General features: G+C 69.2%; 27 protein-coding genes. 7 read left to right on the top strand and 20 right to left on the bottom strand.

Translation table 11 applies throughout. From position 1 onward, the window contains the following. Nucleotides 1–13: 13 nt before the first annotated feature. The 3 genes from ACFWY5_RS03510 to ACFWY5_RS03500 all read right to left on the bottom strand — a co-directional run bounded on the left by ACFWY5_RS03510 (nt 14) and on the right by ACFWY5_RS03500 (nt 5571). The gene (locus tag ACFWY5_RS03510) at nt 14–607 is read right to left on the bottom strand and encodes a thermonuclease family protein (RefSeq protein ID WP_379622756.1); all 594 of its coding nucleotides are present in this window, start codon (nt 605–607) and stop codon (nt 14–16) included. A gap of 10 nt (nt 608–617) precedes the next feature. Next, on the bottom strand, nt 618–3452 hold the full coding sequence (locus ACFWY5_RS03505) for an ATP-binding protein (RefSeq protein ID WP_379622758.1): 2835 nt from the start codon (nt 3450–3452) through the stop codon (nt 618–620). Nucleotides 3453–3621: 169 nt separating this feature from the next. Further along, complete coding sequence (locus ACFWY5_RS03500; RefSeq protein ID WP_379622760.1) at nt 3622–5571, bottom strand: hypothetical protein; 1950 nt, start codon at nt 5569–5571, stop codon at nt 3622–3624. A gap of 170 nt (nt 5572–5741) precedes the next feature. Here ACFWY5_RS03500 and ACFWY5_RS03495 point away from each other — a divergent pair, with 170 nt between their 5' ends. From ACFWY5_RS03495 to ACFWY5_RS03485, 3 genes are read left to right on the top strand one after another with little or no spacing between them, the layout of a single operon-like run. Further along, nucleotides 5742–6404 (top strand): hypothetical protein, encoded by a 663-nt coding sequence (locus ACFWY5_RS03495; protein WP_379630448.1) that lies wholly within the window; start codon nt 5742–5744, stop codon nt 6402–6404. Continuing rightward, nucleotides 6401–7039 (top strand): hypothetical protein, encoded by a 639-nt coding sequence (locus tag ACFWY5_RS03490; RefSeq protein ID WP_379630447.1) that lies wholly within the window; start codon nt 6401–6403, stop codon nt 7037–7039. The genes ACFWY5_RS03495 and ACFWY5_RS03490 overlap by 4 nt, the downstream gene beginning before the upstream one ends. 3 nt (nt 7040–7042) lie before the next feature. Continuing rightward, entirely contained in the window at nt 7043–7909 is an 867-nt protein-coding gene (locus ACFWY5_RS03485; RefSeq protein WP_379622766.1) for a hypothetical protein, read from the top strand. Here ACFWY5_RS03485 and ACFWY5_RS03480 read toward each other — a convergent pair. Beyond that, the gene (locus ACFWY5_RS03480) at nt 7899–9218 is read right to left on the bottom strand and encodes a hypothetical protein (protein WP_379630446.1); all 1320 of its coding nucleotides are present in this window, start codon (nt 9216–9218) and stop codon (nt 7899–7901) included. The two genes, ACFWY5_RS03485 and ACFWY5_RS03480, sit on opposite strands and share 11 nt — an antisense overlap. 81 nt (nt 9219–9299) lie before the next feature. Between ACFWY5_RS03480 and ACFWY5_RS03475 the strand changes: the two genes are divergently transcribed. Beyond that, complete coding sequence (locus ACFWY5_RS03475; RefSeq protein ID WP_379630445.1) at nt 9300–9668, top strand: tetratricopeptide repeat protein; 369 nt, start codon at nt 9300–9302, stop codon at nt 9666–9668. On the opposite strand, the gene ACFWY5_RS03470 is transcribed toward ACFWY5_RS03475, so the two are convergent. Continuing rightward, nucleotides 9623–10807 (bottom strand): benzoate/H(+) symporter BenE family transporter, encoded by a 1185-nt coding sequence (locus tag ACFWY5_RS03470; RefSeq protein ID WP_379630444.1) that lies wholly within the window; start codon nt 10805–10807, stop codon nt 9623–9625. The genes ACFWY5_RS03475 and ACFWY5_RS03470 overlap by 46 nt on opposite strands. Nucleotides 10808–10854: 47 nt before the next feature. On the opposite strand from ACFWY5_RS03470, the gene ACFWY5_RS03465 reads away from it, so the two are divergent. Continuing rightward, nucleotides 10855–11418 carry a helix-turn-helix domain-containing protein gene (locus ACFWY5_RS03465; RefSeq protein ID WP_379622773.1) on the top strand — a complete coding sequence of 188 codons (564 nt, stop codon included), beginning with the start codon at nt 10855–10857 and terminating at the stop codon, nt 11416–11418. Here the strand turns inward: ACFWY5_RS03465 and ACFWY5_RS03460 are convergent. The 11 genes from ACFWY5_RS03460 to ACFWY5_RS03410 form a co-directional block, all read right to left on the bottom strand. After that, on the bottom strand, nt 11385–12116 hold the full coding sequence (locus ACFWY5_RS03460; RefSeq protein WP_379622776.1) for a methylated-DNA--[protein]-cysteine S-methyltransferase: 732 nt from the start codon (nt 12114–12116) through the stop codon (nt 11385–11387). The two genes, ACFWY5_RS03465 and ACFWY5_RS03460, sit on opposite strands and share 34 nt — an antisense overlap. Next, nucleotides 12113–12664 (bottom strand): RNA polymerase sigma factor, encoded by a 552-nt coding sequence (locus ACFWY5_RS03455; RefSeq protein WP_379622802.1) that lies wholly within the window; start codon nt 12662–12664, stop codon nt 12113–12115. Before ACFWY5_RS03455 ends, ACFWY5_RS03460 begins: the two co-directional genes overlap by 4 nt. 115 nt (nt 12665–12779) lie before the next feature. Continuing rightward, nucleotides 12780–13085 carry a DUF1416 domain-containing protein gene (locus ACFWY5_RS03450; protein WP_184958290.1) on the bottom strand — a complete coding sequence of 102 codons (306 nt, stop codon included), beginning with the start codon at nt 13083–13085 and terminating at the stop codon, nt 12780–12782. Beyond that, nucleotides 13085–13924, bottom strand: coding sequence for a sulfurtransferase (locus tag ACFWY5_RS03445; RefSeq protein WP_379622778.1), 840 nt, complete (start codon nt 13922–13924; stop codon nt 13085–13087). Before ACFWY5_RS03445 ends, ACFWY5_RS03450 begins: the two co-directional genes overlap by 1 nt. Next, on the bottom strand, nt 13921–14334 hold the full coding sequence (locus ACFWY5_RS03440; protein ID WP_379622780.1) for a DUF4395 domain-containing protein: 414 nt from the start codon (nt 14332–14334) through the stop codon (nt 13921–13923). The genes ACFWY5_RS03445 and ACFWY5_RS03440 overlap by 4 nt, the downstream gene beginning before the upstream one ends. 59 nt (nt 14335–14393) lie before the next feature. Beyond that, nucleotides 14394–14477 (bottom strand): putative leader peptide, encoded by an 84-nt coding sequence (locus ACFWY5_RS03435; protein WP_357918323.1) that lies wholly within the window; start codon nt 14475–14477, stop codon nt 14394–14396. A 33-nt stretch (nt 14478–14510) separates the two neighbouring features. After that, entirely contained in the window at nt 14511–14867 is a 357-nt protein-coding gene (locus ACFWY5_RS03430) for a TlpA family protein disulfide reductase (protein WP_379622804.1), read from the bottom strand. 118 nt (nt 14868–14985) lie between these two features. Next, the gene (locus tag ACFWY5_RS03425) at nt 14986–15789 is read right to left on the bottom strand and encodes an anti-sigma factor family protein (RefSeq protein WP_379622806.1); all 804 of its coding nucleotides are present in this window, start codon (nt 15787–15789) and stop codon (nt 14986–14988) included. Between the two features lie 2 nt (nt 15790–15791). Then, a complete protein-coding gene (locus tag ACFWY5_RS03420) occupies nt 15792–16304 on the bottom strand; it encodes a sigma-70 family RNA polymerase sigma factor (RefSeq protein WP_379622783.1) in 513 nt (170 codons plus the stop codon). Nucleotides 16305–16372: 68 nt separating this feature from the next. Then, on the bottom strand, nt 16373–17038 hold the full coding sequence (locus ACFWY5_RS03415; protein WP_379622785.1) for a DUF2993 domain-containing protein: 666 nt from the start codon (nt 17036–17038) through the stop codon (nt 16373–16375). 61 nt (nt 17039–17099) lie between these two features. Next, nucleotides 17100–17351: a MoaD/ThiS family protein gene (locus ACFWY5_RS03410; RefSeq protein WP_379622787.1), complete on the bottom strand. Its 252-nt coding sequence runs from the start codon at nt 17349–17351 to the stop codon at nt 17100–17102. 167 nt (nt 17352–17518) lie between these two features. Here ACFWY5_RS03410 and ACFWY5_RS03405 point away from each other — a divergent pair, with 167 nt between their 5' ends. Beyond that, nucleotides 17519–18214 (top strand): winged-helix domain-containing protein, encoded by a 696-nt coding sequence (locus ACFWY5_RS03405; protein WP_379622789.1) that lies wholly within the window; start codon nt 17519–17521, stop codon nt 18212–18214. Nucleotides 18215–18319: 105 nt separating this feature from the next. Here the strand turns inward: ACFWY5_RS03405 and ACFWY5_RS03400 are convergent, their stop codons facing one another. After that, nucleotides 18320–19081 (bottom strand): SDR family NAD(P)-dependent oxidoreductase, encoded by a 762-nt coding sequence (locus ACFWY5_RS03400; RefSeq protein WP_379630443.1) that lies wholly within the window; start codon nt 19079–19081, stop codon nt 18320–18322. Nucleotides 19082–19291: 210 nt separating this feature from the next. On the opposite strand from ACFWY5_RS03400, the gene ACFWY5_RS03395 reads away from it, so the two are divergent. Then, nucleotides 19292–19417: a hypothetical protein gene (locus ACFWY5_RS03395; protein WP_379622794.1), complete on the top strand. Its 126-nt coding sequence runs from the start codon at nt 19292–19294 to the stop codon at nt 19415–19417. Nucleotides 19418–19744: 327 nt separating this feature from the next. On the opposite strand, the gene ACFWY5_RS03390 is transcribed toward ACFWY5_RS03395, so the two are convergent. From ACFWY5_RS03390 to ACFWY5_RS03380, 3 genes are all read right to left on the bottom strand, one after another. After that, nucleotides 19745–20254 carry a GNAT family N-acetyltransferase gene (locus ACFWY5_RS03390; protein WP_379630442.1) on the bottom strand — a complete coding sequence of 170 codons (510 nt, stop codon included), beginning with the start codon at nt 20252–20254 and terminating at the stop codon, nt 19745–19747. 592 nt (nt 20255–20846) lie between these two features. After that, nucleotides 20847–21431 (bottom strand): hypothetical protein, encoded by a 585-nt coding sequence (locus ACFWY5_RS03385; protein ID WP_379630441.1) that lies wholly within the window; start codon nt 21429–21431, stop codon nt 20847–20849. Continuing rightward, a complete protein-coding gene (locus ACFWY5_RS03380; protein WP_379622800.1) occupies nt 21428–22537 on the bottom strand; it encodes a hypothetical protein in 1110 nt (369 codons plus the stop codon). The genes ACFWY5_RS03385 and ACFWY5_RS03380 overlap by 4 nt, the downstream gene beginning before the upstream one ends. Nucleotides 22538–22903 lie beyond the last annotated feature (366 nt).

The raw sequence follows: 22903 nt of genomic DNA, 5'->3' as shown, positions 1-22903 counted from the left end.
TTATGGATCCTAGTCAAGGCTGGCCGGTACTCGGCGTCACCGCCGAATTCCCGCCATGGACGGGCGGCCGGGGATCGGGACAACCGCCCCACAAGCCCTTTTTGCCGGTACGCGCCTGGTCCGCCCGCTGCCGGAACACCTTCTCGTACGCCACATTCGGCCACACGCGAAGAAAGAAGGCGTTCCCGGCGGCGAGCTGGCTCTCGTTCACCAGCACCCCCCGGGCGTTCCACACATAACGCAGCTGCCTCCGGTAGTCATCGAATTTCTGCGTATCGAAGGCCATGGTGACGATCGACCCCCGAGGCGCCAGCTTCAGCAACGCGTCCGCCGACTGCCTGGCCCAGCACTCCGGCGACGGCCGCAGTTCGGGCGCGTCGATCCCGATCAGCCGGACGCGCTGCTCATGCCCCGCGTACTCCCCGTCGACCGGCGCGACCACCATGGTGTCGCCGTCGTTCACCCACACGACCCGCGCGCTCTCGACCGGCGGCGGGCTCGGGGGCATCAGTCCGGTGATGGGCGGCCTGACGAAGGTGTCGGCCAGCACGTACACCGCGCCCAGGGCGGCTACAACCAGCAGTATTCCAATCACGGTCAGTCGCACACGGGCAGACCTACCCAGACTCGGCGAAGGTGATCTCGGGGGCGCCGCCGTTCTCGAACGGCAGCACGAACCGCCGCGGCCACGACAGCACGCTCTCCAGCCACCCCGCGCCCATCATCTGCCCGACGTGCCGCAGCCGCGCGGCGGCCTCGATCCCGATCGCGACGGTCAGGATGTCGCGCTGCACGGCCTCGTTCTCGTCGTCGCCCAGGATGACCCGCCAGGCCAGCGCCCGGTTGTGGTCGATCTCCATCGACAGCGGGTGGTGGCGCAGCGCCTTGGCCCGGTGGCCGAGCAACTCGCTGCGCACCAGTTCGGTGGAGGCGCCGGTGCCGAACAGCGCGTACTCCAGCGCCGGCGCGGGAGCGCGCAGGTCGGGAGCCGGCTGCCCGAACGGGAAGAGCCTGTCCACCTCGTGCAGCCACCGCACCTGCGGGATCACCCACGACGGGCCGGGCCGCTCGCCGCCGCCCTCGGCCGCGTTCAGCAGCTTGGCCGCCGTCTCCGCGGCCTTCTCCACCAGCAGCGCCGGGTCGAACCAGCTCCGCAGCGCCCACGCCCGCCTGCTGACCGCCCGCTCGACCAGCGTGGCCAGCAGGCACTCGCGCCGCCTGGCGGGAACCTCGGCCCAGACCCCGGCCAGCGCGCGCGGCACCCCGGGCAGCGGCCGGTTGCCGACGAAGGCCAGCACGACGGTGTCGCACCAGATACGCAGCCACGCCCACTCGGGCGCGCCCGCGAGCACGTCCGCCTCACGCAGCTCCACGAGCGTGCACGCCTGTCCGGTACGGCACGCCGCCCCGCAGGCCGCCGAGCGCCGCCCCCGGATCGGCGGCGGCGGTCCCGGCAGCACCTTCTCCCGCGACTCCCCGAGCGGCACCATGATGCGCAGCGGCCGGTCCATGCCGTCGGCGAACACCGCCGCTGCGCCCGGCTGCAGCGAGACGACCTGGCGGGACTGCTCGTCGCTGAGGTTCATGGCGGCGCCGACGAGCTGCCTGTCGTCCTCGGCGGGCAGCCGGTGCACGACCTTGAGCGCGGTGTTCTTGACGACGTCGGACACGAGCTTGGTCGGGATCTGCTCGGCCACGACGATGCCCTCGCCGTACGCGCGGATCTCGGCGAGCATTCCGGCGAGCAGTTCGACGGCGTGGGTGGAGGCGCGGCCCGCGCCGCGGTCGCGCAGCAACCGGTGCGCTTCCTCGATCACGATCACGTGCCGCAGCCCGCCGGACTTCTCGCCGCGGGCGCGCATCCGCAGGTGCTCCACGATCCGGATGATCAGCGTGCCCATGAGGAAGGCTTTGTCCTCGTCGTTGGCGACGTCCTCGATGGCCAGGACGACGTTGCGTTCGAGCAGCCCGCCGATGTCGGCCGGGTGGCCGCCCTCGAAGAAGCGCCCGGCCGAGCCGACGCGCAGCGAGCGCAGCCGCAGGGAGATGAAGCCCTCGACGTCGGCCTGGACCTCGCGGCCGTAGCCGATCTCCCGGATCACGTCCATGGCGTGCTGCTGGAGCTGCTCCAGCGTCGGCACGCTGGGCGGCACCTTCGAGCCGGGCACCGCGCCGCCGGTGACGACGTCCCAGCCGGTCGCCTCGTAGACCCGCTGCAACGCCAGCGACATGATCTGCGGGAACGGCTCCTCGGCGTCGAAGGCGGCCATGAACAACGCCCGGATCATGTCGATGTGCGCCTGCACCGGGTAACCGGGCTCGGGCTCCAGCGGGTTCACGCTGAACGGCACGCCGTCCGGCGCCGACGGGTTGATCACGGTGACCGGGGTGCCGATCCGCCCGGCCATGGCCTGGTACTCCGACTTGGCCGGCTCGATGGCCAGCCAGGGGATTCTGGCGGCGCTGAGCTGTTCGAGCAGGTGCCGGACGGTCTGCGACTTGCCGGAGCCGGTCGCGCCGGTGACGAAGGCGTGGCGGTTGAGCGTGGCCAGCGGCACCCGGAAGGCGCCCACGCCGCGGTCCTGGCCGTCGAGGATCTCGCCCAGGTCGAGCTCGCCCGCCTCGGAGGCCTCCGAGGTGACGTCGAAGAATCCGGCGTCCAGCACGCGCAGGCCGGGCACCTCCCGCCTGGGCAGCCCGGCGAGGGCCGCCAGCGCGCCCGCGGTGGCCGCGAACGGCGCGGCGGCGCCGTCGCCCGGGTCCTGGAGGTTCAGGCTCAGCGCCTCGGGCAGCGCGTAGACGGCGCCCGCGGCGCTGCGCAGCCGGTAGGGGTGGTGGCCGATCTCGACCGAGCCGACCAGGACGGGCGCGAGCTGGCGCAGCTCGTCGGCGGTGGCGGCGCCGGCCAGCGCCCTGACGTTCCACAGCCCGGCCTCGCGGAAGGCGTCGAGCTCCTGCATGCGGCGCTCGGCGCGCTCGGCGTCGAACCTGGAGCGCTCGGAGGCGTCGCCGTACTGCCGCAGGACGTTGAGCTGGGTGCGCAGGTGGGCGACCTCGGCGTCGAGCATGTCGGTCGGCTCGGCCACCAGCAGCCAGGCGAACGGCCGCGACATGAGCGTGACCAGCGTCGACTCGAACAACGTGGGCCGCTTCAGCTCGTCGGGGTCGTACTCCCTGCGCGCGTTCAGCGGCGGCGCCTGGCGTCCCGGGCAGGGCATCCACACCAGGTCGGCCAGGTCGGCCAGGCACTCCTCGCCCAGTTGCACGCCCCTGGCCCCGCCCGGGAACAGCAGCGGCTGAGGACCGCGCGCGCCCTCGGGCCCCGGCGCGCGGCGCGGCTGCCGGGGCGGCGACAGCGGCCCGGCGTTGGTGATCAGCTCCAGCGGCGCGCCGGAGCCGCGCGAGAGCCAGCCGATGACGAACGGCCGCTGCCGCTGGGCCGCCGAGAGCACGGCCGGCAGGATGGAGACGAAGTCCCACTCCGCCGATGAACTTCGCGAGGGTGCGGCGATCGACTGGATTCTGTACCAGGGTCCGCTTAGCTGCATCTCATCCCCCCACAGATGGTTCTTAGTAAAGTCCGCCTCCATTCGGCGTGTGGACCGGTCATTGGGGAGGTCCTTACCTCTCCTTGCGCCAGTCCAGACGCGGCGGGGGCGGGCCGAGGTTCGGGGGTGGCTCCTCGCCGGGGTTCTCGTTGCCGTTCTGCGCCAGTACGGCGTCGCGAACGTCCTCCAGCTCGCCAAGCGTGGTCTTGGGGAAGGTCAGTATCGCGGGATTGGCGTCGGCCAGGCGGACCCGGCGGCCCTCGGCGGTGGCATCGGTGACGATCACGGACGTCGTGGGCAGTTGCTGCAACTGGTGCGGCTCGACCAGGAACTCCCGCGAGCGCTGCAGCACCCGCTCCTTCTCCCCGATCTTGGTCGCCGTCCTGCCCCACTCGGTCGACTCGGTGATGTCCCCGGCCAGGTCGGTACGGTTGTCGCCCCGCTCCTCCGTCGACTCCTCCACCTGGGAGATCGTCGAGGTGTAGCCGCCGTCGAGCCCCGGCACCGAGGCGCTGATCGTCTCGGTGAGCTGGGCCAGCTCCAGCCGGTGCTCGGTGCCGACGTGCTCGCTGGCCACCCGCGCGTCCTCGGCGTTGCCCAGCCGCATGAACGCCACCGCCGCGTGCCCGCGCCCCAGCCGTTCCCTGACCGTGGGGGTCAGCGAGCGGTAGGTCAGCACGAGGCCGGTGCGGGAGGTCTCGCAGGCGTCCATGAGCCGGTCGAGCACGTCGCCGCGGAGCTTGTCCGCGCCCGCGACGATGATCGTGTGGTACCAGGGCCGCTCGGAAGCGGGCGACTGGCGCAGGATGTGGGTCAGCGCCGTGGCCACGTACGTGCCGAGGACCCGGTTGCCGAACACGCCCGCCTGGCGGTCCATGCTGACCACGCGCAGGCGCGCGGGCGGGAGCCGTACGGCCTGGGTGCCCAGGGTTTCGAGCTTGCGCAGCTGTGACTCCAGCGCCCACGCGCGCTCGATCACCACGCGGTCGCTGACGCCGCGCCCGAACAACGTCCCGATGCGCTCCAGCTGCGTCGCGGTGATCAGCCCGAACCTCAGGTCGTCGCGCGGGTCGCCCACCTGGGCCAGCGCCCGCAGGGCCGCGGTGACCTGCCTGATCGTGGCGTCCTCGCCCAGGACCTCCAGCACGCGCTCCAGGATGGCGTTGTCGAAGCTGAGGTCGCGGGTGGTGCGGTGCTCCTCGCTGACGCTGACGACATGGGCCAGCACGTCGGCGAACGCCTCCGGCTTGAGCGTCGCCCCCAGGTCCAGCCGGGGCAGGTCGACGGGCAGCACCCAGACGAGCGGGTCGTCGCCGCCGCGCCTGGCCAGCTCGATGAGGTCCTTGGCGATGGCGCCCTCGGACAGGTCGAGCACGGTCAGGTGCCCGCCGCTGTAGAGCCGGGTCGCGCCGATCAGCGTGATCAGCGCCGACCATCCTGGCAGCGTCCCGCCGGCCACGTCGATGCGGTCGATCTCATCCGGTACGGCTACCGCGTACCAGTTGACCTGCCGGTCGTGGCGGTCCTTGACCTCCTGCCACTCGCGGTAGCGCTGGGCGTGCTCCTCCTGGGCGCGGAACAACTCCTTGTCACGTTCCTGACGCACCCGGTCGTCGCGCGCCTGCTGCTCCAGGACCCGGTAGCGCACCGCCCGGTCGCCCTGCAGCAGCGCGTAGCTGCAGATTCCCGCGACGCCGCCCGCGGCCACGAACCCGATCAGCGCGAACGACCAGTCGAGGTAGCCCAGCAGGGCGAGGGCGAAGATGAGCAACGTGAGAAAGATCATGAAGATGCGGAAGATCCGGACCGGCCGGTTGAGCAGATCCTCCTGGAGCTTCTCGCGCCGCAGCAGCTCGGTGTCGACCCGGGCCTGCTCTCCGGCGTCGGCGGGATCGCCGGTGTCACCGATGGGCGAGGGCCGCTTCGGCGGCGGGCCGGGGTCGGGGTGCAGCAGGACGTACTGCCAGCCCAGGTAGATCCGGTCGGCCTGGAGCTGCGCATGCTCGGGATGCACGTCCGTCACGTGACCCTCCGGCTGCGATATGTCCTTGTCCCGCGGCGACCTCGTCGTCGGCCGCTCGTGACAGCGTAAGAGCTAGAACCCCTATTCGGGCAGGGTTCCCGCCAAATCCATCACAGGGATGGGACCATTGCGGCAGATGGTACAAGCGCGACCTATTACCATCCTTACCCATGACGGAACCCTCCGGCGCACCAAGCACCCCCAAACGCCCGGTTGTGGTGCCCGCGATCGGCTTGGTCATCCTCACCACCCTCGGCATCACCGCCCTGCTCGGCGGTCTGAACACCGCGCCGGACAAGCCGCCGCCCCAGATGGGCGCCGGCCAGAAGATCGACCAGGGCCTGTACGAGACCGAGTTCGTGGAAGCCAAGATCACCGTCCAGCGGGGCCCCGGCGAGTTCGCGGAGGACCGGCGGTATCTCGACATCCTCTTCAAGGTCACGAACAAGAGCGACACGACGATCACGACCGGTGCGGGCTCCAGCGCCACCGGCGCCGGCAGCGGCTTCGCCGGGACGCTGATCAAGATGACGCCGGAGATCAAGTCGAAGTGGGGCGCGCAGGCCTTCATCCCCTCGGGCGAGGACGGCAAGAGCTCCCAGCTGCATCCCGGGGTCCCGTCGAACGTGACCGTCCGTTACGAGCTGGAGAAGGCGGCCCAAGCGCCGCCCGAGGTGGCCCTGAGCCTGTCCAAGCTGGAGGAGAGCAAGAACCCCATCTCCGGCACGACGATGTGGATGCCCGTCGACAAGGAAGATCCCTTCACCCGGAAGCGCGCCGTGGAAGTGCTCTACACCATCAAGGCCCCGGTGAAGCAGGAGGCGGCGCAGTGACCGCGACCGACCAGCGGCCGGCGGCGCCGCGCAGGCGCCGCGCGCCCGCCCGCGGGGGCGGTTCCAAGGTTCTCGGCGCCGTCGTGGGCCTCGCGCTGGCCGCGGCCGCCGTGGGACTCCAGACCCTGGGCCTGAGCGCCGACGACATGTCGATGCCGCTCGCGAGCACGGGAGACAAGGGCGAGGAGGTCGCCACCGGACGGTTCACCATCCGCGTGGACGGGGTGAAGACGGCCAAGACCATCCGCGCCGGGGACAAGACCGCCGTCACGGGCAACGTCTTCCTGGTGATCGAGACCTCCGCGACCGTACCGCAGGAGCCCACGAAGATCCGGCCGCCCGTCCTGGTCGCCGAGAACGGCCGGCGCTTCGACACCACCGACAAGGTCGACAGGAGCAAGACGCTGGCGAACGTGTGGAGCCAGCCGGGCTGGTGGGCCTCGGGCGTGTTCGTGTTCGACGTGCCCGCCGACGCGCTGGCCGGCGCCCAGGCCTCGTTCGTCGCGCCCACGAGCGCCTTCTACGGCGAGCCGATGCTGCCGGCGGCGGAGATCGACCTGGGCATCGACGAGGCGGCGGCCAAGCAGCTCGCCACCGCCCCTCAGGACGTGTACACGCTGGGCGAGAAGAAGTAGACGATGAGCACGAACGATTCAGAGCGCGACTGGTTCGCCCCGCCCGCCGGCCAGCCCCCGCAGCGTCCGCAGCCGCCGGCGCCGCCGATTCGGCGTCCGGGGCGCCGGGCCGCCGCCCCGACGCCGCCGCGCCCCCGGCCCGCGATCCACGCCGACCAGCAGGTGTGGCCGCCCGCTCCCGCCCAGCCGACCGACAGCTCGACACAGCCCATCCCGGCCATCCCGAGCGCGGGCCCGTTGCCCCCGAGGCCGCCCCAGCCGCCGTGGACCCCTCCGGAGGAGACGCCGCCCGCCGCCACGCCGCCGCCCAGGCCGCGCCGGCTCCTGCTCGGCATCGGGGCGGTCGTCGCCCTGGTGGTGGCCCTCGGCGTACCGACCGCCGACCGGTACCTGTTCTACAAGAGCGGGCGGCCCAGCCCGACCGTGCACCTGGCGGGGCCCGGCCAGACGCTCACCTACGAGCACGTGTCCTGGAAGTCGGCCATCGAGCCGGCCACGGCGCCCCCGGACAGCAGGCACAACACTCCCGACAAGCAGTGGTTGAAGATCACCGTCACCCGTTCTGCCACCGACGACACCGGCGCCGTGCTCACCGCCAAGCCGAAGCTCACGCTGAAGGACGCAGCCGGGCGTGCCTGGATGGCCGAGATCTACGAGGACAACACCCCGACCGAGAAGCACGAGGTCGGCAAGGAGTACAGCTACCTGGCCATGGCGGTCGTCCCGGCGGCGGTCGGCAAGGAGGTCCAGCTGAACCTGGAGCCGGACATCACCTACCGCATGGACACCCCGACGGAGAAGCTGTTCGAGGCGAACGAAGAGGACACGGAGAAGTCCCGCCGCAACGATGTGATCGTCTTCAGGCGGTGATGTCCTCGCCGCGGGCCCGGGCCCTGGTCGCCGCGATGTCGAAGGTGGCGGCCAGCAGGCAGTAGGTGAGCACGGTCACCAGCAGGTTCTTGACGAAGTCGACGGGCCAGCTGACCCACAACCACATGTACGGCGTGGGCGAGCCGATGAACGTGCTCACCGCCCTGTCCAGATAGTCCGCGCCGACCCGGATTCCCACGAACAGCAGGCACATCAGCCCGAAGAGCGTCGCGCCGCCCTTGACCGTGACGCGGAAGGCGTTCACGACCGGGACCCAGCGTTCCTGGAACCCGCCGACCACGCGGTTGACCGACCGCTGGGTGACCTCGTGCGAGCCCTCCAGCCTGTCGACACTGCCCGCCAGCCGGGTGCCGCGCAGCGCCCGCCGGGTGTCGTCGACCGTGCCGCCGAACACCAGAACGGCGACGGCCAGCCAGGTGAGCGGCATGACCAGGGCGTCCACGATGAAGGGCCAGATCTCGCCCATCCAGCCCCAGAACGCCTCCAGGCCGGGAACGCTCTCCTTGGCCTTGACGACGATGTCCCCCGCCTCGGAGACCACGACGCGGTGCTCGGCCCAGTCGGCGCGCAGCGCGCTGAAGGTGAAGACCGCGTTGAGGCCGCAGAACATGAACGCGAACTCGGCGAAGGCGGCCGCGATGCCGGCCAGCTTGCCGGATCCGCGCTCGACCTGCCGCTCGAACAGCATCCGCAGCCCCAGCGCCACCGCCATGGCGGCCAGCGACACACGCCAGTCGAGACCGACCAGCCCGGTGTTGAGCGTGGTCTCTTCCTTCGTGCCGTTGGCGATGTTGTTGAAGATGACGTTGTAGAAGTTGTCGTCGAGGTTGTGCAGCGAGTCCATCGCCAGGAAGGCCGCGGCGTCGGGTTTGTACAGCTCCCAGGCGAGATAGATCACCGCGAACGCGGGGGCGATCCGGTTCATCGACGACCAGAAGGACTCGTCCTCCGCCCCGTCGGCCCGGCGCGCGGCGCTCTCCCACATGGCGGCCCGCAGGGAGAGCATCATCCCGGTGATGACGGTCATCGCCAGCATGACGATGACCGTCATCAGGATGACGGTCACCACCAGGCGGGCCTGACGGAAGTCGCCGTGGGAGATCTCCGTCGCGATGTAGAGGAGCGCCCATCTGGCCGTCTCTCCCGCGGAGAACCACAGGACCAGCGGCAGCGCGCACTTGCCCGCCAGACGCAGGGTGTGCAGGGGCAGCGAGTACGGCGAGGGCACTCGCTGAGCCGGTGTCGGCCCGGGTTGAGGGGGTGCCACCACACCAGACGATCCGGACATCTGAAGAATCGTAGCGGTCTGTCCAGGATGGGCGCATCCACATCGCGGAATGCCGCCAATCAGTTGATTGTTCAACCGTCCATGACGCTTCTCAACGAGATCGAGCGTTACCGCTACGCCGAGCGGTTGCTTGGCCAGCGGGACGCGCTAGGAGCCCTGTACATGCTGGAGCCGCTGCTCGACGAGCACGGTGACGATCCCGGCGTGCTCCTGCTCGCCGCCCGTGCCTACTTCCACTCCGCCCAGCTCGGCCGGGCCCGGAAGGCCTTGGGCACGCTGGTCGAGCGCGACCCCAGCGACCACTATGCCCGGTTCCTGCTGGGCCGGACGCTGGAGCGGGCGAGCAAGCCGGAGCAGGCGCTGCCGCACCTGCGGATGGCCGCGGCCATGGCCGCCGAGCCCGACTACGCCGACTCGGTGGCGCGAGTCGAGCGGAAGCTGTCCTTGTAGTTCATCAACAGGTGGAACGCGCCGCCCGCCAGCAGGCCCCAGAAGGCCGAGCCGACGCCGAAGAAGGAGACTCCCGAGGCGGTCACCACGAAGGTGACGGCGGCGCTTTCCACCCCGGCCCTGAACGCGGCCGCGATCGCGGCGGCCAGCGCGCCGAGCAACGCCAGACCGGCCACCGCCTCGATCAGCACCGGCGGGGCCAGCAGGACCAACGCCACCGCCAGGCTCGATCCCAGGCCCAGGACGACCATGGAGATGCCCGAGGTCAGGGATGCGACCCAGCGGCGCGCGGGGTCCTCGTGGGCGTCGGGTCCGGCGGCGAGCGCGGCGGAGATGGCGGCCAGATTGATCGCGTGGCCGCCCAGGAAGGCCCCCGCGGCGGTGCCGGCCCCGGTGGTCAGCAGCACCTGGCCGAACGGCGGGCGGAAGCCGTACCCGGAAAGGACGGCCATGCCCGGTACGTTCTGGGAGGCCATCGTCACCAGGAAGAGGGGCAGCGCGATGCCGACCATCGCGGAGCCGGTGAAGGCCGGTACGGCCGGCGCCACCACGGGCACGGCGTCGAAGGTGAGTGAGGGCATCGACAACTCTGTCACCACGATCGCCACGACGGCGGCGGCCAGCGCGCCCGGCACGGCCCACATGCGGGCGTACCGGTAGAGCAGGGCCCAGATCACGATCACCGGGATCGCCATGAGCGGCACCTGCGCGACCGCGGCCACCGGCGCCAGGCACAGTTTGAGCAGGATGCCGGCCAGCATCGCGCCGGCGATCGGCTGCGGGATGCGGGCGATGAGGCGGCCGAGCGCGGGGAACAGCCCGGTGGCCATGATGGCCAGGCCGCAGACCAGGAAGGCGCCGATCGCCGCTGCGTAGCCGCCGTCGACGGGGCCCGTGGACAGCAGCAGCGCCGCCCCGGGGGTGGACCAGGCGGCGGTGATGGGCATGCGGTGCCGTACGGAAAGGACGATGGTCGTGACGCCCACGGCCACGCAGAGGGCGAGCAGGCCGGAGGCGGCCTGGCGGGAGTCCGCGCCGACGGCGCGCAGGCCGGCCAGCACGATGGTGAACGAACTGGCGAAGCCGACCACCGCGGTCACGATGCCGGCGATGACCGGTCTCAGGGCGGTTCGTTCCATTTATGGAACAGTAGTGAACTCGGCGGCGAGAGGGCAAGATGGGCGGCATGGATTCCCGGCCGGCGCTCGACGGCGACCCGCGCGAGGTGGGCCAGCGCGTACGCAGGCTACGGGAGGCACGCGGAGTCTCCCTGTCGGAGCTGGCCAGGCGGGCCGGGATCGGCAAGGCCACACTCTCCGGCGTCGAGACCGGCCAGCGCAACCCCACCCTGGAGACGCTCTGGGCGATCACCGCGCAGCTCGGCGTGCCCATCGGCGCCATCCTCGACACCCCCGCGGAACCCCAGGTCATGTACGGCGCCGCCGTCGAGGCCACCCTGCTGGAGGTGTTCGAGGACCAGGAGGTCACCTACGAGCTCTACCGGCTGCGCGTCCCGCCGGGAACCACCCAGTCCTCGCCCGCCCACCACGAGGGCGTCACCGAACACCTCACCGTCTTCCACGGCACCCTGATCGCCGGGCCGGCGTCCGCGCCGCTGACGGCGGGACCCGGCGACCACATCAGCTGGACCTCCGACGGCCCGCACCTCTACCGGGCGCAGGGACCTGACATCGTGCAGGCCAGCCTGCTCATCCGCTACCCGGGACGGCAGACCTTGCAGGGCCGGTAGCCCTCCCGCTCGGCCTGGTCCAGGGTCCGGAAGCCGACGCGGTGCGCCGGGGTGATCCGGCGGGCGTTGTGGCAGGTCGGGAAACAGACCACGCCCGTGGTGTCGCTGCCCAGGTAGAAGACGCTGGAACCGGCCAGCTCGCGCATCCGCGCCAGGTCCACGCCCTCGCCCGCCAGCACCGCCTCCTTCGCGCCGGCGCCGAAGACGTACTCGCCCGGGACGCCGTCGGAGCGGGTCACCCGGTGGCAGGGGATCAGCAGCGGCACCGGGTTGTTGCCCAGCGCGGTACCCACCGCCCTGACCGCCTTGGGCCGGCCGATCCTGGCGGCGATCCACGCGTACGGGCGTACCTCGCCGCGCGGGATCGTCCGCGCGGCCAGCAGCACGTCGCGCTGGAAGTCGCTGATCCCGCGCAGGTCCAGCTCAAGCCCGGACGCCTTTCCCGAGCGCAGAGCGGGAACCAGCCCGGCGGGCGGGCGCTCGGCGCGTACCAGCGGGCGGCCGAAGCGCCGGTGGAAGGTCTCGGCGAAGCCGTCGCCGTGGTGCACGTACGCGATGCCGCGATCGGTGAAGGCCACCGACAGCTCGCCGATCGGGCCCGGCACGCGGGTCCAGCGGGCGGCGATCCGGTCGTAGAGGTCGCGCGGCGGCTCCGCGGCCAGTGCCGCGAGTCCGGTGATGATCGGGTCGTGGGTCATCGGGCACCTCCCAGTGTGCGCAGCCGCTTCAGGCCTCGTGAGATATGCGATTTGACGGTGCCCTGCGGAATCCGCATGACCGTCGCGATCTCGCTGACCGGCAGGTCGACGACGTGCCGCAGCACCACGGCGGCACGCTGGTCGTCCGGGAGCTGGACGAGCAGGTCGGCCAGTTCGTCGCCGGTCTCGTGGCGCAGGGCCGCCTCCTCCACTCCCTCACCGGGGTCCAGGGTCTCGACCGGCTCGTCGAGCAGGTGCGGTGGTGGCTTGCGGGACTTGTGCCGGGCGCAGTTGCGCCAGACGTTCATCACGATCGTGACGATCCAGGCGCGCGGCTGCAGCGCGGAGATGCGGTCGTGGTCGTAGTCCGCGAGCGCGCGGTAGGCACGCAGGAACGCCTCGGCCGTCAGGTCCTCGGCGTCGGCCCACTTGCCCGTCAGGCGGAGCGCGGTCGAGAACACCAGACCCCGGTAAGCGTTGAAGAGCTCGGCGAACCCCTCGTCGAGGTCGTCGAGCAACGCTTTGCGCACCGGATCCAGGCATTCCATGTCAATCACGTTCTATAGAACACCATCGGGGTGCGGATGGTTGCGGGGCGGTAGCCGTACCGGAAAAGAAAGGACCCGCGCCGCGAAACACGGCGCGGGTCCTTCAGAGGGGGACCTAGACGGCGACGGCGAGCTGCGAGACCTCGCCGAGACGCGCGGAGACGTGGACGTCACGCGTGACGCCACCACCGGCGATGATGCGGACGGTCCAGTCACCGGGAGCGGCGAAGAAGCGGAAGATGCCCTCGTCGGACACCACGACCTCGCCGGTGAACTCGCCCGAGTGGTCGAGCAGCCGCGCGTAGGCGGTGCCCGCGCCGGTCACCACGCCCTGGATGACGGCCTGGGTGGACAGATCGATCCCGGCGGGCAGCGTCGCGGTCTGCTCCGGCGCCGCGCAACCCTGAGATACAACAGACATCAGCGGGCCTCTCCCAGCTCGATCGGCACGCCCACGAGCGAGCCGTACTCGGTCCATGAACCGTCGTAGTTCTTGACGTTGGCCTGGTCGAGGATCTCGTGCAGCACGAACCACGTGTGCGCCGAGCGCTCGCCGATACGGCAGTAGGCGATGGTGTCCTTGCCGAAGTCGACGCCGGCCTCCCCGTAGAGGGTGCGCAGGTCGTCGTCGGACTTGAACGTGCCGTCGTCGTTGGCCGACTTCGACCACGGGATGTTGCGGGCGGTGGGCACGTGGCCGGCGCGCTGGGCCTGCTCCTGCGGGAGGTGCGCGGGAGCCAGCAGCTTGCCGGTGAACTCGTCGGGCGAGCGCACGTCGACCAGGTTGAGCTTGCCGATCGCGGTGACGACGTCGTCGCGGAAGGCGCGGATGGAGCTGTTCTGGTCCTGGGCCACGTAGGTGGTGGCGGCCTTGGCCGGCACGTCCTTGACCAGCTCGCGGGAGTCGAGCTCCCACTTCTTGCGACCGCCGTCGAGCAGCCTGACGTTCTCGTGCCCGTAGAGCTTGAAGTACCAGTAGGCGTAGGCGGCGAACCAGTTGTTGTTGCCGCCGTAGAGCACGACCTGGTCGTCGTTGGAGATGCCGCGCTCGGACAGCAGGGCCTCGAACCCGGCCTTGTCCACGAAGTCGCGGCGGACCGGGTCCTGCAGGTCGGACTTCCAGTCGATCTTGACGGCGCCACGGATGTGGCCCTTGTCGTAGGCGCTGGTGTCCTCGTCGACCTCGACGAGTACGACACCGGGCGTGTCGAGGTTGGCCTCGACCCAGTCGGCATCCACCAGGACGGCGGAGCGGCTCATTGGGGAACCTCCATTTTGGCGGCGGGCAGTAGACGGCGAATCAGCAGATACATCTCGCAGCCAAGACAGAATCCGAAGGCTGCGTTGAGGAGGGCGGCGAGGAGGGCCGCTGCCGTCGCCCCCAGGGCGAGCGGCGTGATCCCGGTGAAGAAACCGATCAGCCCGGCACCCGCGAAGACCAGCCCCACCACCTGCGCGAAGCGCGGCGGGCGGGCGTCTTCCGTCTCCTTCGGAGCGCTCTTGACGAGCGCCTTGAAGAGCATGGTGTACGGCGAGCGACCCGCCGTACCGAGTGCGAAAACCACCGCCTGGGCGGCCAGGAGCCACGGGCTCTCGGTCACCAGGACGAGGATCAGGACCAAGGTCGTCATCGCGGCGCCGAAGCGCAGCGCTCTAGGGTCGGCACGCATCGCTGGATGCTCCTGAAGGGGTCGGGTTGGGGCGGACCTGAATGTCCGCGAGACCGTCCTCAGGCAGCGCGACAGAGCGCGGTGGCCACGCGGCAGAAATCAACCGCGCGCCGCTTCGTCAGCAGCTCTGTCGTGGGGTTCATGTCGATGAGACTACATCGACGTCTCGCCATCTGTCACATCTCGTCCGGCTCCTGAGACACCGCATTGCCCAAAGCCGCGAGCACGTCGGCCTTCCTGGGCTGCCCCGACGCCGTTTTAGTGATTTTTCCGGACCTGTCCAGGACGAGGACCGTAGGGGTGCGCAGAATGTCCAGCCGGCGCACCAGATCCAGCCGGGACTCCGCGTCGATCTCCACATGCGCCACGCCCGGCACGAGATCGGTCACCTCGGCCAGAATCCTGCGCGTGGCGCGGCACGGCTGGCAGAACGCCGTCGAGAACTGCACCAGCGTCGCCCGTTCTCCCAGCGGCGCGCCGATCTGCCCTTCCGTCAGCACGCCTGCCGGCATGTCCGTGGCCGTTTCGCGCATCCTTCCATCGCGGCGCAGTCGTACCACCCCGATCACCAAGCCCAGCGCCAGTGTGCCGAGCGCCACCCACAAACCCGTCATCAGTCATGGCCAACCATCGCGGGGCCCGGGTTCTTCCCTACGTCACGGTCTTGGTGTGCACCAGCAGCTTGCCGTCCTGGTCGACGATCCTGATGAACCGGATCGACTCCAGCGGCAGCTTCGTCGTCAGCTGGAAGACCGGGGGCTTCTCGTAGTTCTCCCGGCTGACCTCCCAGCCGTCGAGAGTCTCGCGCTTGCCGCCCTCACCGAACACGATCACGCGGCACTGGGTGCCGACCGCCACGCCGGAGACGGTGAGGTTGAGCTCGGTGCCGTCCTCGGCGGGCATCGCCATGACGGTTGCCTGCCTGGCGCCGTTGGCGCCCTTGAACTCCTTGCCCGCGGGGGCGTTCATCGTCGAGGGCGATTCCGTCGCGCTCTTGCTCGCCGCGGTCCGCGGCTCCGGGCTCGCGCTGGAGTCGAAGCCGTACTCCGGCTGGGCGGCGCTGTCAGGGGCGGCCGCCTCGCGCTGATCGGCATGCTCCACTCCCGCGGCCGACGAGCTGGTGCGCTCGCCGCTGGTCGTGGCCGTCCAGATCGTGCCGCCGACGGCGATCACCGCGGCGGAGGCGGCCACGGCCAGCAGGACGCGGCCGCGCCTGCTGCGCTTGGCCCGGTCGTTCAGCAGCCGGTCAAGCACCTGGCGCGGGGGGCTGGCGACCAGTTCCACGTCGCGCTCGGAGACCTTGCCCAAAAAAGCGGTGACGCCTTCGAGCTCCACGAGCTCGGCGCCGCACGCCTCGCACGTGGCGAGATGGGTGTCGATCTCCAGCGCCTCCTCGGGGTCGAGCGCGCCGAGCGCGTGGGCGCCCAGCGACAGCCGTACCTCCTCACAGGTCATCCTCACGGCGCCAACCCCCGCTCTTCCAGCGCCAGCTTCAACGCCCGCAACGCGTAGTAGGTGCGGGACTTGACCGTGCCCGGCGGAATGCCGAGCGTGGCCGATGCCTCCTTCACGGACTTCCCCCGGTAGTAGACCTCCATGAGCACCTCACGATGCTCGGGCCGCAGCGCCGCCAGGGCCTCGGCCACGGCCCACGACTCGACGGCCTTCTCCAGCTCGTCGTCGGCGGGGATCACGGCCAGCGCGTCGTCACCCGTCTCGGGCGGCCTGGCCCTCCTCGCCCTGTGCTGATCGACGACGAGATTGCGAGCCACCGTGAACAGCCACGCGCGGATCGGACGCCCGGACAACGCTTCGGGATGCCGCCAAGCCCTCAGCAGCGTCTCCTGCACGACATCCTCCGCCCGGCCGGAATCTCCGGTAAGTCGCAATACGTAGCCATACAGCGGCCCGGCGTGCTCGTCGAAGAGGGTGCGTACAAGCTCCTCGTCGGCGGTGCCAGCTGGACTCACGCCCTCATCACGTACGGCACGGCCAGGCGGTTCACCGGTGGCTTTGTCCTCATCCACTGGTTTTTTCCTCATCCACGGAGCGGCACGTTCTTTCCCTCGGCCGAGAGCTCCAGCCCGTCGGCCACGCTCTTCACACCCGTCACCTTCACGTCGAACGGCAGCTTGCCCTTGAACGGGATCGTGTAGGTGACGAACTGAGCCAGCTGGCTCGGCACTCCCTGGATCTTCGTGGCGGCGAGCTTGATGCCGCCGTCGGTCAGCTCCACCTTCAGCTCGGCACTGAACTTCACCTTCTGCCCGCCGAACGGCACCTCCCCCGAGGCGACCAGCCGCTGGCCGTTGCCCGAGATCTTCACGCCGGGCGGGGCGAACTTGTCGATCGTCGCCCTGGTCACGGTGCCGCTGACGGCCAGCCGTTCGGCGCGGACGTCCGCGGTGTTCTGGATCACGTCGGACAGCGGCGCGGTGACCCCGTAGGCGACGCCGTGCAGGTTCCGGATGGGCACGCCTCCATAGGTGAGCGTCCCGAGGTCGAAGCGGACCTCGGGATAGCGGCCCGCGAACGCCTGGGTCAGGAACGGGATGCCCTCGATCGTCACCGTGGGCGTACCACTGAGGTCGGCGGCGGCCCCGATCCGGTTGGCCAGGTCACGCTGGACGCCGGCCACCGCGACCCGGTCGACGGCGACAAGGAGAACGATCAGCACGATCAGGAAAATGACCAGCTTGCGCATCGGGCTCCTTTGGCACGGGGGACATTGAGCTTACCGACCAATTCCCTGAAAAAACGGGAGATCACCCGCCCGCGAACGGCGGCAGAACCTCCACCGTCACCCCCTCGCCCAGCACCACCTCGTCATGCGCCCGCCGGCCGACCGGATCGCCGTCCACCAGGAACGACGAGCGCCGCATCACCCTGGCCAGATCGTCGCGCCCGGCTGTGATTTTCGTCATGAGTTCGCCAAGAGTGACGGCCTCGAACGGCTCCTCCGCGACTCCCGCCGCGTCCTTCGCCGCCGCCCAATAACGAACCTTTCCCGTGGCCATAGGCTCCTCACAATCGTGTCGGGTCCATTGTGCGCCCCTGTTAACACGCGCGTTTCGCTGTTCAACAGGTGGACGCACAATGAACGCGAGATTCCCTTGGGTTATCCTCACGTATGGGACCTGGGCGACGTAGCCCCCGGGTCCTTGCGCGTTTTGGGGAGGCCGTGATGAGCAACCTGCTCCTGCTGACGAACGCTCTGGAGCCGTCGGCCGAAGTGCTGCCCGCGCTCGGCCTGCTGCTCCACTCCGTCCGCGTCGCGCCGGCCGAGGCCTCCGCCCTGATCGACGCCCCGCCCTCCGACACCGTCATCGTCGACGCCCGCAAAGAACTCGCCCACGCGAAGAGCCTGTGCCGCCTCATCAGAACCACGGGCATAGACGTCCCCCTGCTGGTCATCGTCACAGAAGGCGGCCTGGCCGCGATGACCGCCGAATGGGGCGTGGACGACGTCCTGCTCGACAGCGCCGGCCCCGCCGAGGTCGAGGCCCGCCTGCGCATGGCCGCCGGCCGCCTGTCCCTGGCCACCACCGAGGACGTACCCGACGAGATCCGCAGCGGCGAACTGTCCATCGACGAGGCCACCTACACGGCCCGCCTGCGCGGCCGCGTCCTCGACCTGACCTTCAAGGAGTTCGAACTCCTCAAGTACCTCGCCCAGCACCCCGGCCGCGTCTTCACCCGGGCGCAACTGTTGCAGGAGGTGTGGGGGTACGACTACTTCGGCGGCACCCGGACGGTGGACGTACACGTGCGGCGGCTGCGCGCGAAACTCGGCACCGAATACGAGTCGTTGATCGGCACGGTCCGCAACGTCGGCTACAGATTCGTCCCAGAACGCGGCGACTCATCCCTGGTCTCCTAGCCGAGTATGTGAAGAACGTCTCCAGATCCTGTCATCCCTCCATGATCACACTGGGCTTGGGCTTCATGAGACTGTGGCAGGATTCGCCGGGGTGCGGGACGGCGGTCAGGTTCCGAGGCTGCGGCCGCCGTCGACCACGATGCGCTGGCCGGTGATGAAGCCGGCGCCTTCCGAGGCCAGGAAGCTCACCGCATGGGCGACGTCGTCGGCGGTACCCATGCGGCCCGCGGGCACCGAGGCCCGGTAGGTGCTCCTGATCTCGGCCGGTACGCCGGCATGGCGCTCGACCGGGATGAAGCCCGGGGCGACGGTGTTCACTGTGATGCCGTCGGGCGCCAGTTCGCGGGCCCAGCTGAGGGTCAGGCCGATCTGCGCGTTTTTGGCGGTCGCATAGGCTGACCGGCCCGGGGGTGGCCGGTGGGCGACTTCGGAGTCGATCTGGATGATCCGGCCGAACCCGCGGGCCCGCATCTGTTCGATCACCAGGCGGCCGAGAAGCACCGGGCTCTTGACGAAGAACTCAAGCTGGGCGAGGTGGTCCGCCCAGGTGACGTCGGTCAGGGGCGCCTCGGGCTGTGGCCCCGTGGCGTTCAGCACCAGCACCTCGATGGGGCCCAGGGTGGTGGCGACGGCGGTGACCAGTTCCGCGACCTGCCGCTCGTCGGTGACATCGGCGAGAAAGGCGTCGGCGGTGCCGCGGACGGCTCGCGCGACCTCACGGGCGTTGGTGTCGCCGGGCGGCCCGTTGACGGCAACGGCCATGCCGTCCTCGGCCAGCCGCCGCACGATGGCACTCCCCAGCCCGCGCGAACTCCCGGTCACGAGCGCCACACGCCGCCTGCCCTCGCCCGTGTCACCTGTGGTCACTTGTGTCCCTTCGCCAGGAGATCCGAACCGCACCGGCGACCTGATCGCCGCGGACGGGTTTGGCCGTTGGCGCCAAGATCCCACAGGCGAGACTGTTCTCAGAACGCGCGTGGTCACAGTCCGCAGCGCTCCGCTCGGGAAGTCGCGATCATCGCCCGGGGCTCCGGTCGACCAGACATACTCACAACACGCACCTGGAAGGGGAACGACGTGGCCGAGGTCTTCTTTCTCACGAGCTGGATCATTCCGGCCATCGCGCTTTTCTTGATTGTTTACTGGGCCGTACGGCTGGCGATCAGGCATGAGAGGTACCGGCAGGAGGGCCCGAAAGTCTGAGGCCCCCAAGCGACACACAGGCGCGCGGAGCCGAGGCAACGTCGCCGACCAACCGGAGCCCGCCGCTCTCGCGTGATTTCACGCTGGCTCGTCAGTCGGCCGCATCAAGTTCGGTCCGTGCGGCACGAACCCCGATCCCCAAGGCCCCCGCCACAGTCCACGTACAACCGCTCCAGCCGACAGCGCGGCGGCGACAAGCGTCATAATCACCTCCCACGAGCGGTCCGGCAGAGCGCATACAACCCGAGCGAAGCATGGCGGGACGGTTTCAAGGCCGTCGCCCGCACCTGGCACCACTGCTCACGGCGAGAACCGCCCTCGATCAAGCTACTCGGCCCGCAACGAGAGGTGGAACCTGGTGTAGCGCTCGAAGTCGGCCACCACGCCAAACCCCAGCCGCTCCAGAACAGCCACACTCCGGTCATTGCCATGCGTCACCCCGGCGAACACATCCGTCGCCCCCAACCCGGTCCGGGCAAAGGCGATCAACGCTCCGCAGGCGGCGGTTATGTAACCCCTGCCCGTCACCTTTTCGTCAAGCCAGTAACCAATCGAGTACCGGGGCGGATCAACCGGATTGAGATCCGCTCTGCCAACGAGCTGATCCTCAAGCCAAATACCAAACCGCAGATTCCGGTCGAGTGGGCTCACAAAATCCCGCGCAACCGACTCCCGCGTCGCGACCTTCACCTCCTCATAATCGCCGTGGCGGGTCAGGTGCTCGCGATTGCGCACGATCAGCTCGTAGTACGCCTCCACCTCGTCGGCCGTGAGCGGTCGCAGGGTAAGCCGGGGCACGGAGGTCGAGAGAACGGGCAGCGCCAGATCATCAGCCACAACCAGCGACCGTAGCAACCCGTTCTCCGGCCGCGACGAGCCACATCGCACGGGTAGTGTGCCGCCCGTGGCTCGCCGAATCAGGGAGTAACGGTTCGAAGTGCCGCAGTTCCGCACGCTCCAATGGATGGCCGATGTGACAACACCGCTGCCCAGCCATCATGTCGACGTCGTGGATCGTGCTCCACCGACGCTCCCTGTGCGCATACCTTGACCGGAGGCACGGCGCTGCTCCACCGAGATCATCTGCTGATACCCGTCCGCTGATCTCTCTGCCAAACCCTTAGGACCGTGAGTACGCGAGGGTCGAAAGGGGGAGTCGACGCTACTGATCAACTCGGACAGTAAACACGGCTTATGGGCGTGCATCGTAGACAGCGAGCATCTCTTGGAGAAGGACGGCAAATGAGACGGCGATCTCATCCGGATCTTCCAGCACGCCTACTGCCCGTGCCGCGAGGCGCGCGAGGGTACTGTCTGGGCCGCTTCCATGCTGGCGTAGCACCTGAATGGCTCTCTTGGTCACTTCGCCTGCCAGCGCATCATCGCTGAGCAGATGAAACTGGGAGGCAAGTGGCCCGGCCTCCGTGACCTACAGGAGACGCAGTATGTCGAGCCCGTCCTTAGGCTTGAGCCGGAGGGGGTTGTCCAATCGGTCGTCGACCTTGATGGCCTTGGCTGCGAGCAAGGCGGCGGGCCCGGCGACGCGAATGCTGAAGGAGCGGTTGTCGGCCGGGTCCAGGGCAGTGAGGTTGTGCTGCTGGTTGTCCACTAGCGCTGGTTCAAGTCCAGTGGTGCGTCGTGCGACGCGGTTGCCGTGCACAGGAAGCCTGGCTCCGCGCCGACCCTTGCCACCGCCGCTCAGCGCGTCAGGGACCATCAGGTCAATGGCTATACCGCTGGCGCTGAGCCAAGTACCCGGGTTCACTCCGGGAGTGAACCCAGCGTCCCGCAGAGCGGCCTCCAGCAGGGGTTCCTCACATAGCAAGTCTGGAGCGAGGGCGACGTCGGCGTCGGTAGTCGTCGGCGCCACCGCCAGGTTGCCGTCGCCAACGTGCTGGTAGACCGCTTGCGCACCTACCAGAACGACGGCAGCACGATGAGGGCCGAGAGCATGCAGCGCGTCCAGTAGGACGCGACGGGCGAGCACGTACTCCAGTGAGTTGGTGAATGTCATGCCGCCCACTCTCGATCGGATTCGGTCAGGAGTTCCAACAGCTGAGCACCTTCTTCAGGGGATCTCCCGGCCCCGGTCAGGAGGTCGGCCGCGGCTTGCGCGGGGCTGACATAGCGCAAGTCAGCGTGAACTGTGGGATTGCGGTAGACGACCTCATCAAAGGGCTCGATGAGGAGCACGTTGGCGCCTCGTGGCGCAGGGTGCAGCTTGAGGTCCCGTTGTGCGGCCACGACGTCATCGACATACAGCGCCGGCAACATCAGGGGGGTGACGGCGGTGCGTCCGACGGGCATGTAGGCGTGCAGCGCAGCAGACAGGGTCAGGGCGTAGCGCCCTGGATAATCCAAGAGGTACTGGAAGACCTGCTCGGTGCCACGGGGATTGAGCATCGGTACCGCGTGATTGGAGGTGGTCACTCCATAGTCCTGGATCCACCGATGGACGAGCGATCGTTTGCGTACTGTGACGACAGCCCCACCCTTGTCGCGCTCGAGCAGACTGTCTCGATTCAACAGATCGAGGACACGCGAACTCGTGGCCGCACTGACCTGGGCCTCAGCCGCCAGGTCTCGTACTCCACGAAACCCGCGGCCGTCCAGAAGCGCGCGAACGATTCGGGCAGCGCCAGGACCGCGAAGGGATCGGAGGCGGCGGTCCGTCGTGGGATAGGGGTTTCGATCGGCTCCCCGCCGATCGATGAAGATCAGAGGCTTCCGCAGTTGGAGCCGGAGATTGCCGGTGGGGTCGAACCAGCCGGCGCCTTGCGCGGCCAGGAGCTCGCGCACGCGGGGCGAGACATAGGAAGCCGCGATCAACTGGGCACTATCGGCGGTTTCTGCGGAGAAATACCGCTTGTCATAGGCCGAGATCTTGCGCAGGAGCCGATCAACGTCTCGCGGCTCTATCCGGCGCTTCGTCTCTACGTGTATGTGGCTCAGGGTGCCGTCGGGGGTTTGGATCTCGAGAGTTGCGTCCACACCCGCGTCAGAGGCCCATCGAGGCCCTCTGGTGATCTTCAGGACCCACTCATCTGGGAGCATCGAACGCAAGTTGGCATAGAGAAGGTGTTCGAGTTCCGTTTCTCGCGGCTCACTGTTCCGCATCACGCGGAACACCCTAGCTTGCGGAACACCAGCACCGCAGTGAACTCGCTCCTACTGACCAGCGTGGCAGCGGTTCAGTGACGCGCCTCCGCTCGAGGATACTGCCTTACACCTCGGCAGAGGCTCGGCTACAGCCGCCCGATCGGGCAACTTCCATCGGGCGAAAGCCGCGGCGACATGAGTGGATACTCACCTGGGCGCTCTCGAAACGGCACCATGCCACCCATTCAAACTTCTGGTTCCGCGTAATGGGGCGCGCCGTGACAATGCTCGTGCGATCTTGGCGAGGTGGTTCCATCGACTTCTTAGACGGTCAACCGGGCGGGGTGCTCGAGGGGCGGCAGCCCCTCGATCGGAATCAGAACGGCC

This window comes from Nonomuraea sp. NPDC059007 (genome assembly GCF_042740555.1).
Lineage (GTDB): Bacteria > Actinomycetota > Actinomycetes > Streptosporangiales > Streptosporangiaceae > Nonomuraea.
Note: the sequence above shows the minus strand (reverse complement) of the source record. Positions and strands in the feature narration are given on the sequence as shown.

What these genes read in the sequence shown, in the direction of transcription:
- ACFWY5_RS03415 (WP_379622785.1), bottom strand. Translation starts at nt 17,038, where the DNA reads ATGCGCAAGCTGGTCATTTTCCTGATCGTGCTGATCGTTCTCCTTGTC.
- ACFWY5_RS03470 (WP_379630444.1), bottom strand. Translation starts at nt 10,807, where the DNA reads ATGGAACGAACCGCCCTGAGACCGGTCATCGCCGGCATCGTGACCGCG.
- ACFWY5_RS03425 (WP_379622806.1), bottom strand. Translation starts at nt 15,789, where the DNA reads ATGACCTGTGAGGAGGTACGGCTGTCGCTGGGCGCCCACGCGCTCGGC.
- ACFWY5_RS03445 (WP_379622778.1), bottom strand. Translation starts at nt 13,924, where the DNA reads ATGAGCCGCTCCGCCGTCCTGGTGGATGCCGACTGGGTCGAGGCCAAC.
- ACFWY5_RS03485 (WP_379622766.1), top strand. Translation starts at nt 7,043, where the DNA reads ATGAGCACGAACGATTCAGAGCGCGACTGGTTCGCCCCGCCCGCCGGC.
- ACFWY5_RS03440 (WP_379622780.1), bottom strand. Translation starts at nt 14,334, where the DNA reads ATGCGTGCCGACCCTAGAGCGCTGCGCTTCGGCGCCGCGATGACGACC.
- ACFWY5_RS03465 (WP_379622773.1), top strand. Translation starts at nt 10,855, where the DNA reads ATGGATTCCCGGCCGGCGCTCGACGGCGACCCGCGCGAGGTGGGCCAG.
- ACFWY5_RS03460 (WP_379622776.1), bottom strand. Translation starts at nt 12,116, where the DNA reads ATGACCCACGACCCGATCATCACCGGACTCGCGGCACTGGCCGCGGAG.
- ACFWY5_RS03475 (WP_379630445.1), top strand. Translation starts at nt 9,300, where the DNA reads ATGACGCTTCTCAACGAGATCGAGCGTTACCGCTACGCCGAGCGGTTG.
- ACFWY5_RS03430 (WP_379622804.1), bottom strand. Translation starts at nt 14,867, where the DNA reads ATGCGCGAAACGGCCACGGACATGCCGGCAGGCGTGCTGACGGAAGGG.
- ACFWY5_RS03435 (WP_357918323.1), bottom strand. Translation starts at nt 14,477, where the DNA reads ATGAACCCCACGACAGAGCTGCTGACGAAGCGGCGCGCGGTTGATTTC.
- ACFWY5_RS03385 (WP_379630441.1), bottom strand. Translation starts at nt 21,431, where the DNA reads ATGACATTCACCAACTCACTGGAGTACGTGCTCGCCCGTCGCGTCCTA.
- ACFWY5_RS03405 (WP_379622789.1), top strand. Translation starts at nt 17,519, where the DNA reads ATGAGCAACCTGCTCCTGCTGACGAACGCTCTGGAGCCGTCGGCCGAA.
- ACFWY5_RS03455 (WP_379622802.1), bottom strand. Translation starts at nt 12,664, where the DNA reads ATGGAATGCCTGGATCCGGTGCGCAAAGCGTTGCTCGACGACCTCGAC.
- ACFWY5_RS03495 (WP_379630448.1), top strand. Translation starts at nt 5,742, where the DNA reads ATGACGGAACCCTCCGGCGCACCAAGCACCCCCAAACGCCCGGTTGTG.
- ACFWY5_RS03480 (WP_379630446.1), bottom strand. Translation starts at nt 9,218, where the DNA reads ATGTCCGGATCGTCTGGTGTGGTGGCACCCCCTCAACCCGGGCCGACA.
- ACFWY5_RS03450 (WP_184958290.1), bottom strand. Translation starts at nt 13,085, where the DNA reads ATGTCTGTTGTATCTCAGGGTTGCGCGGCGCCGGAGCAGACCGCGACG.
- ACFWY5_RS03410 (WP_379622787.1), bottom strand. Translation starts at nt 17,351, where the DNA reads ATGGCCACGGGAAAGGTTCGTTATTGGGCGGCGGCGAAGGACGCGGCG.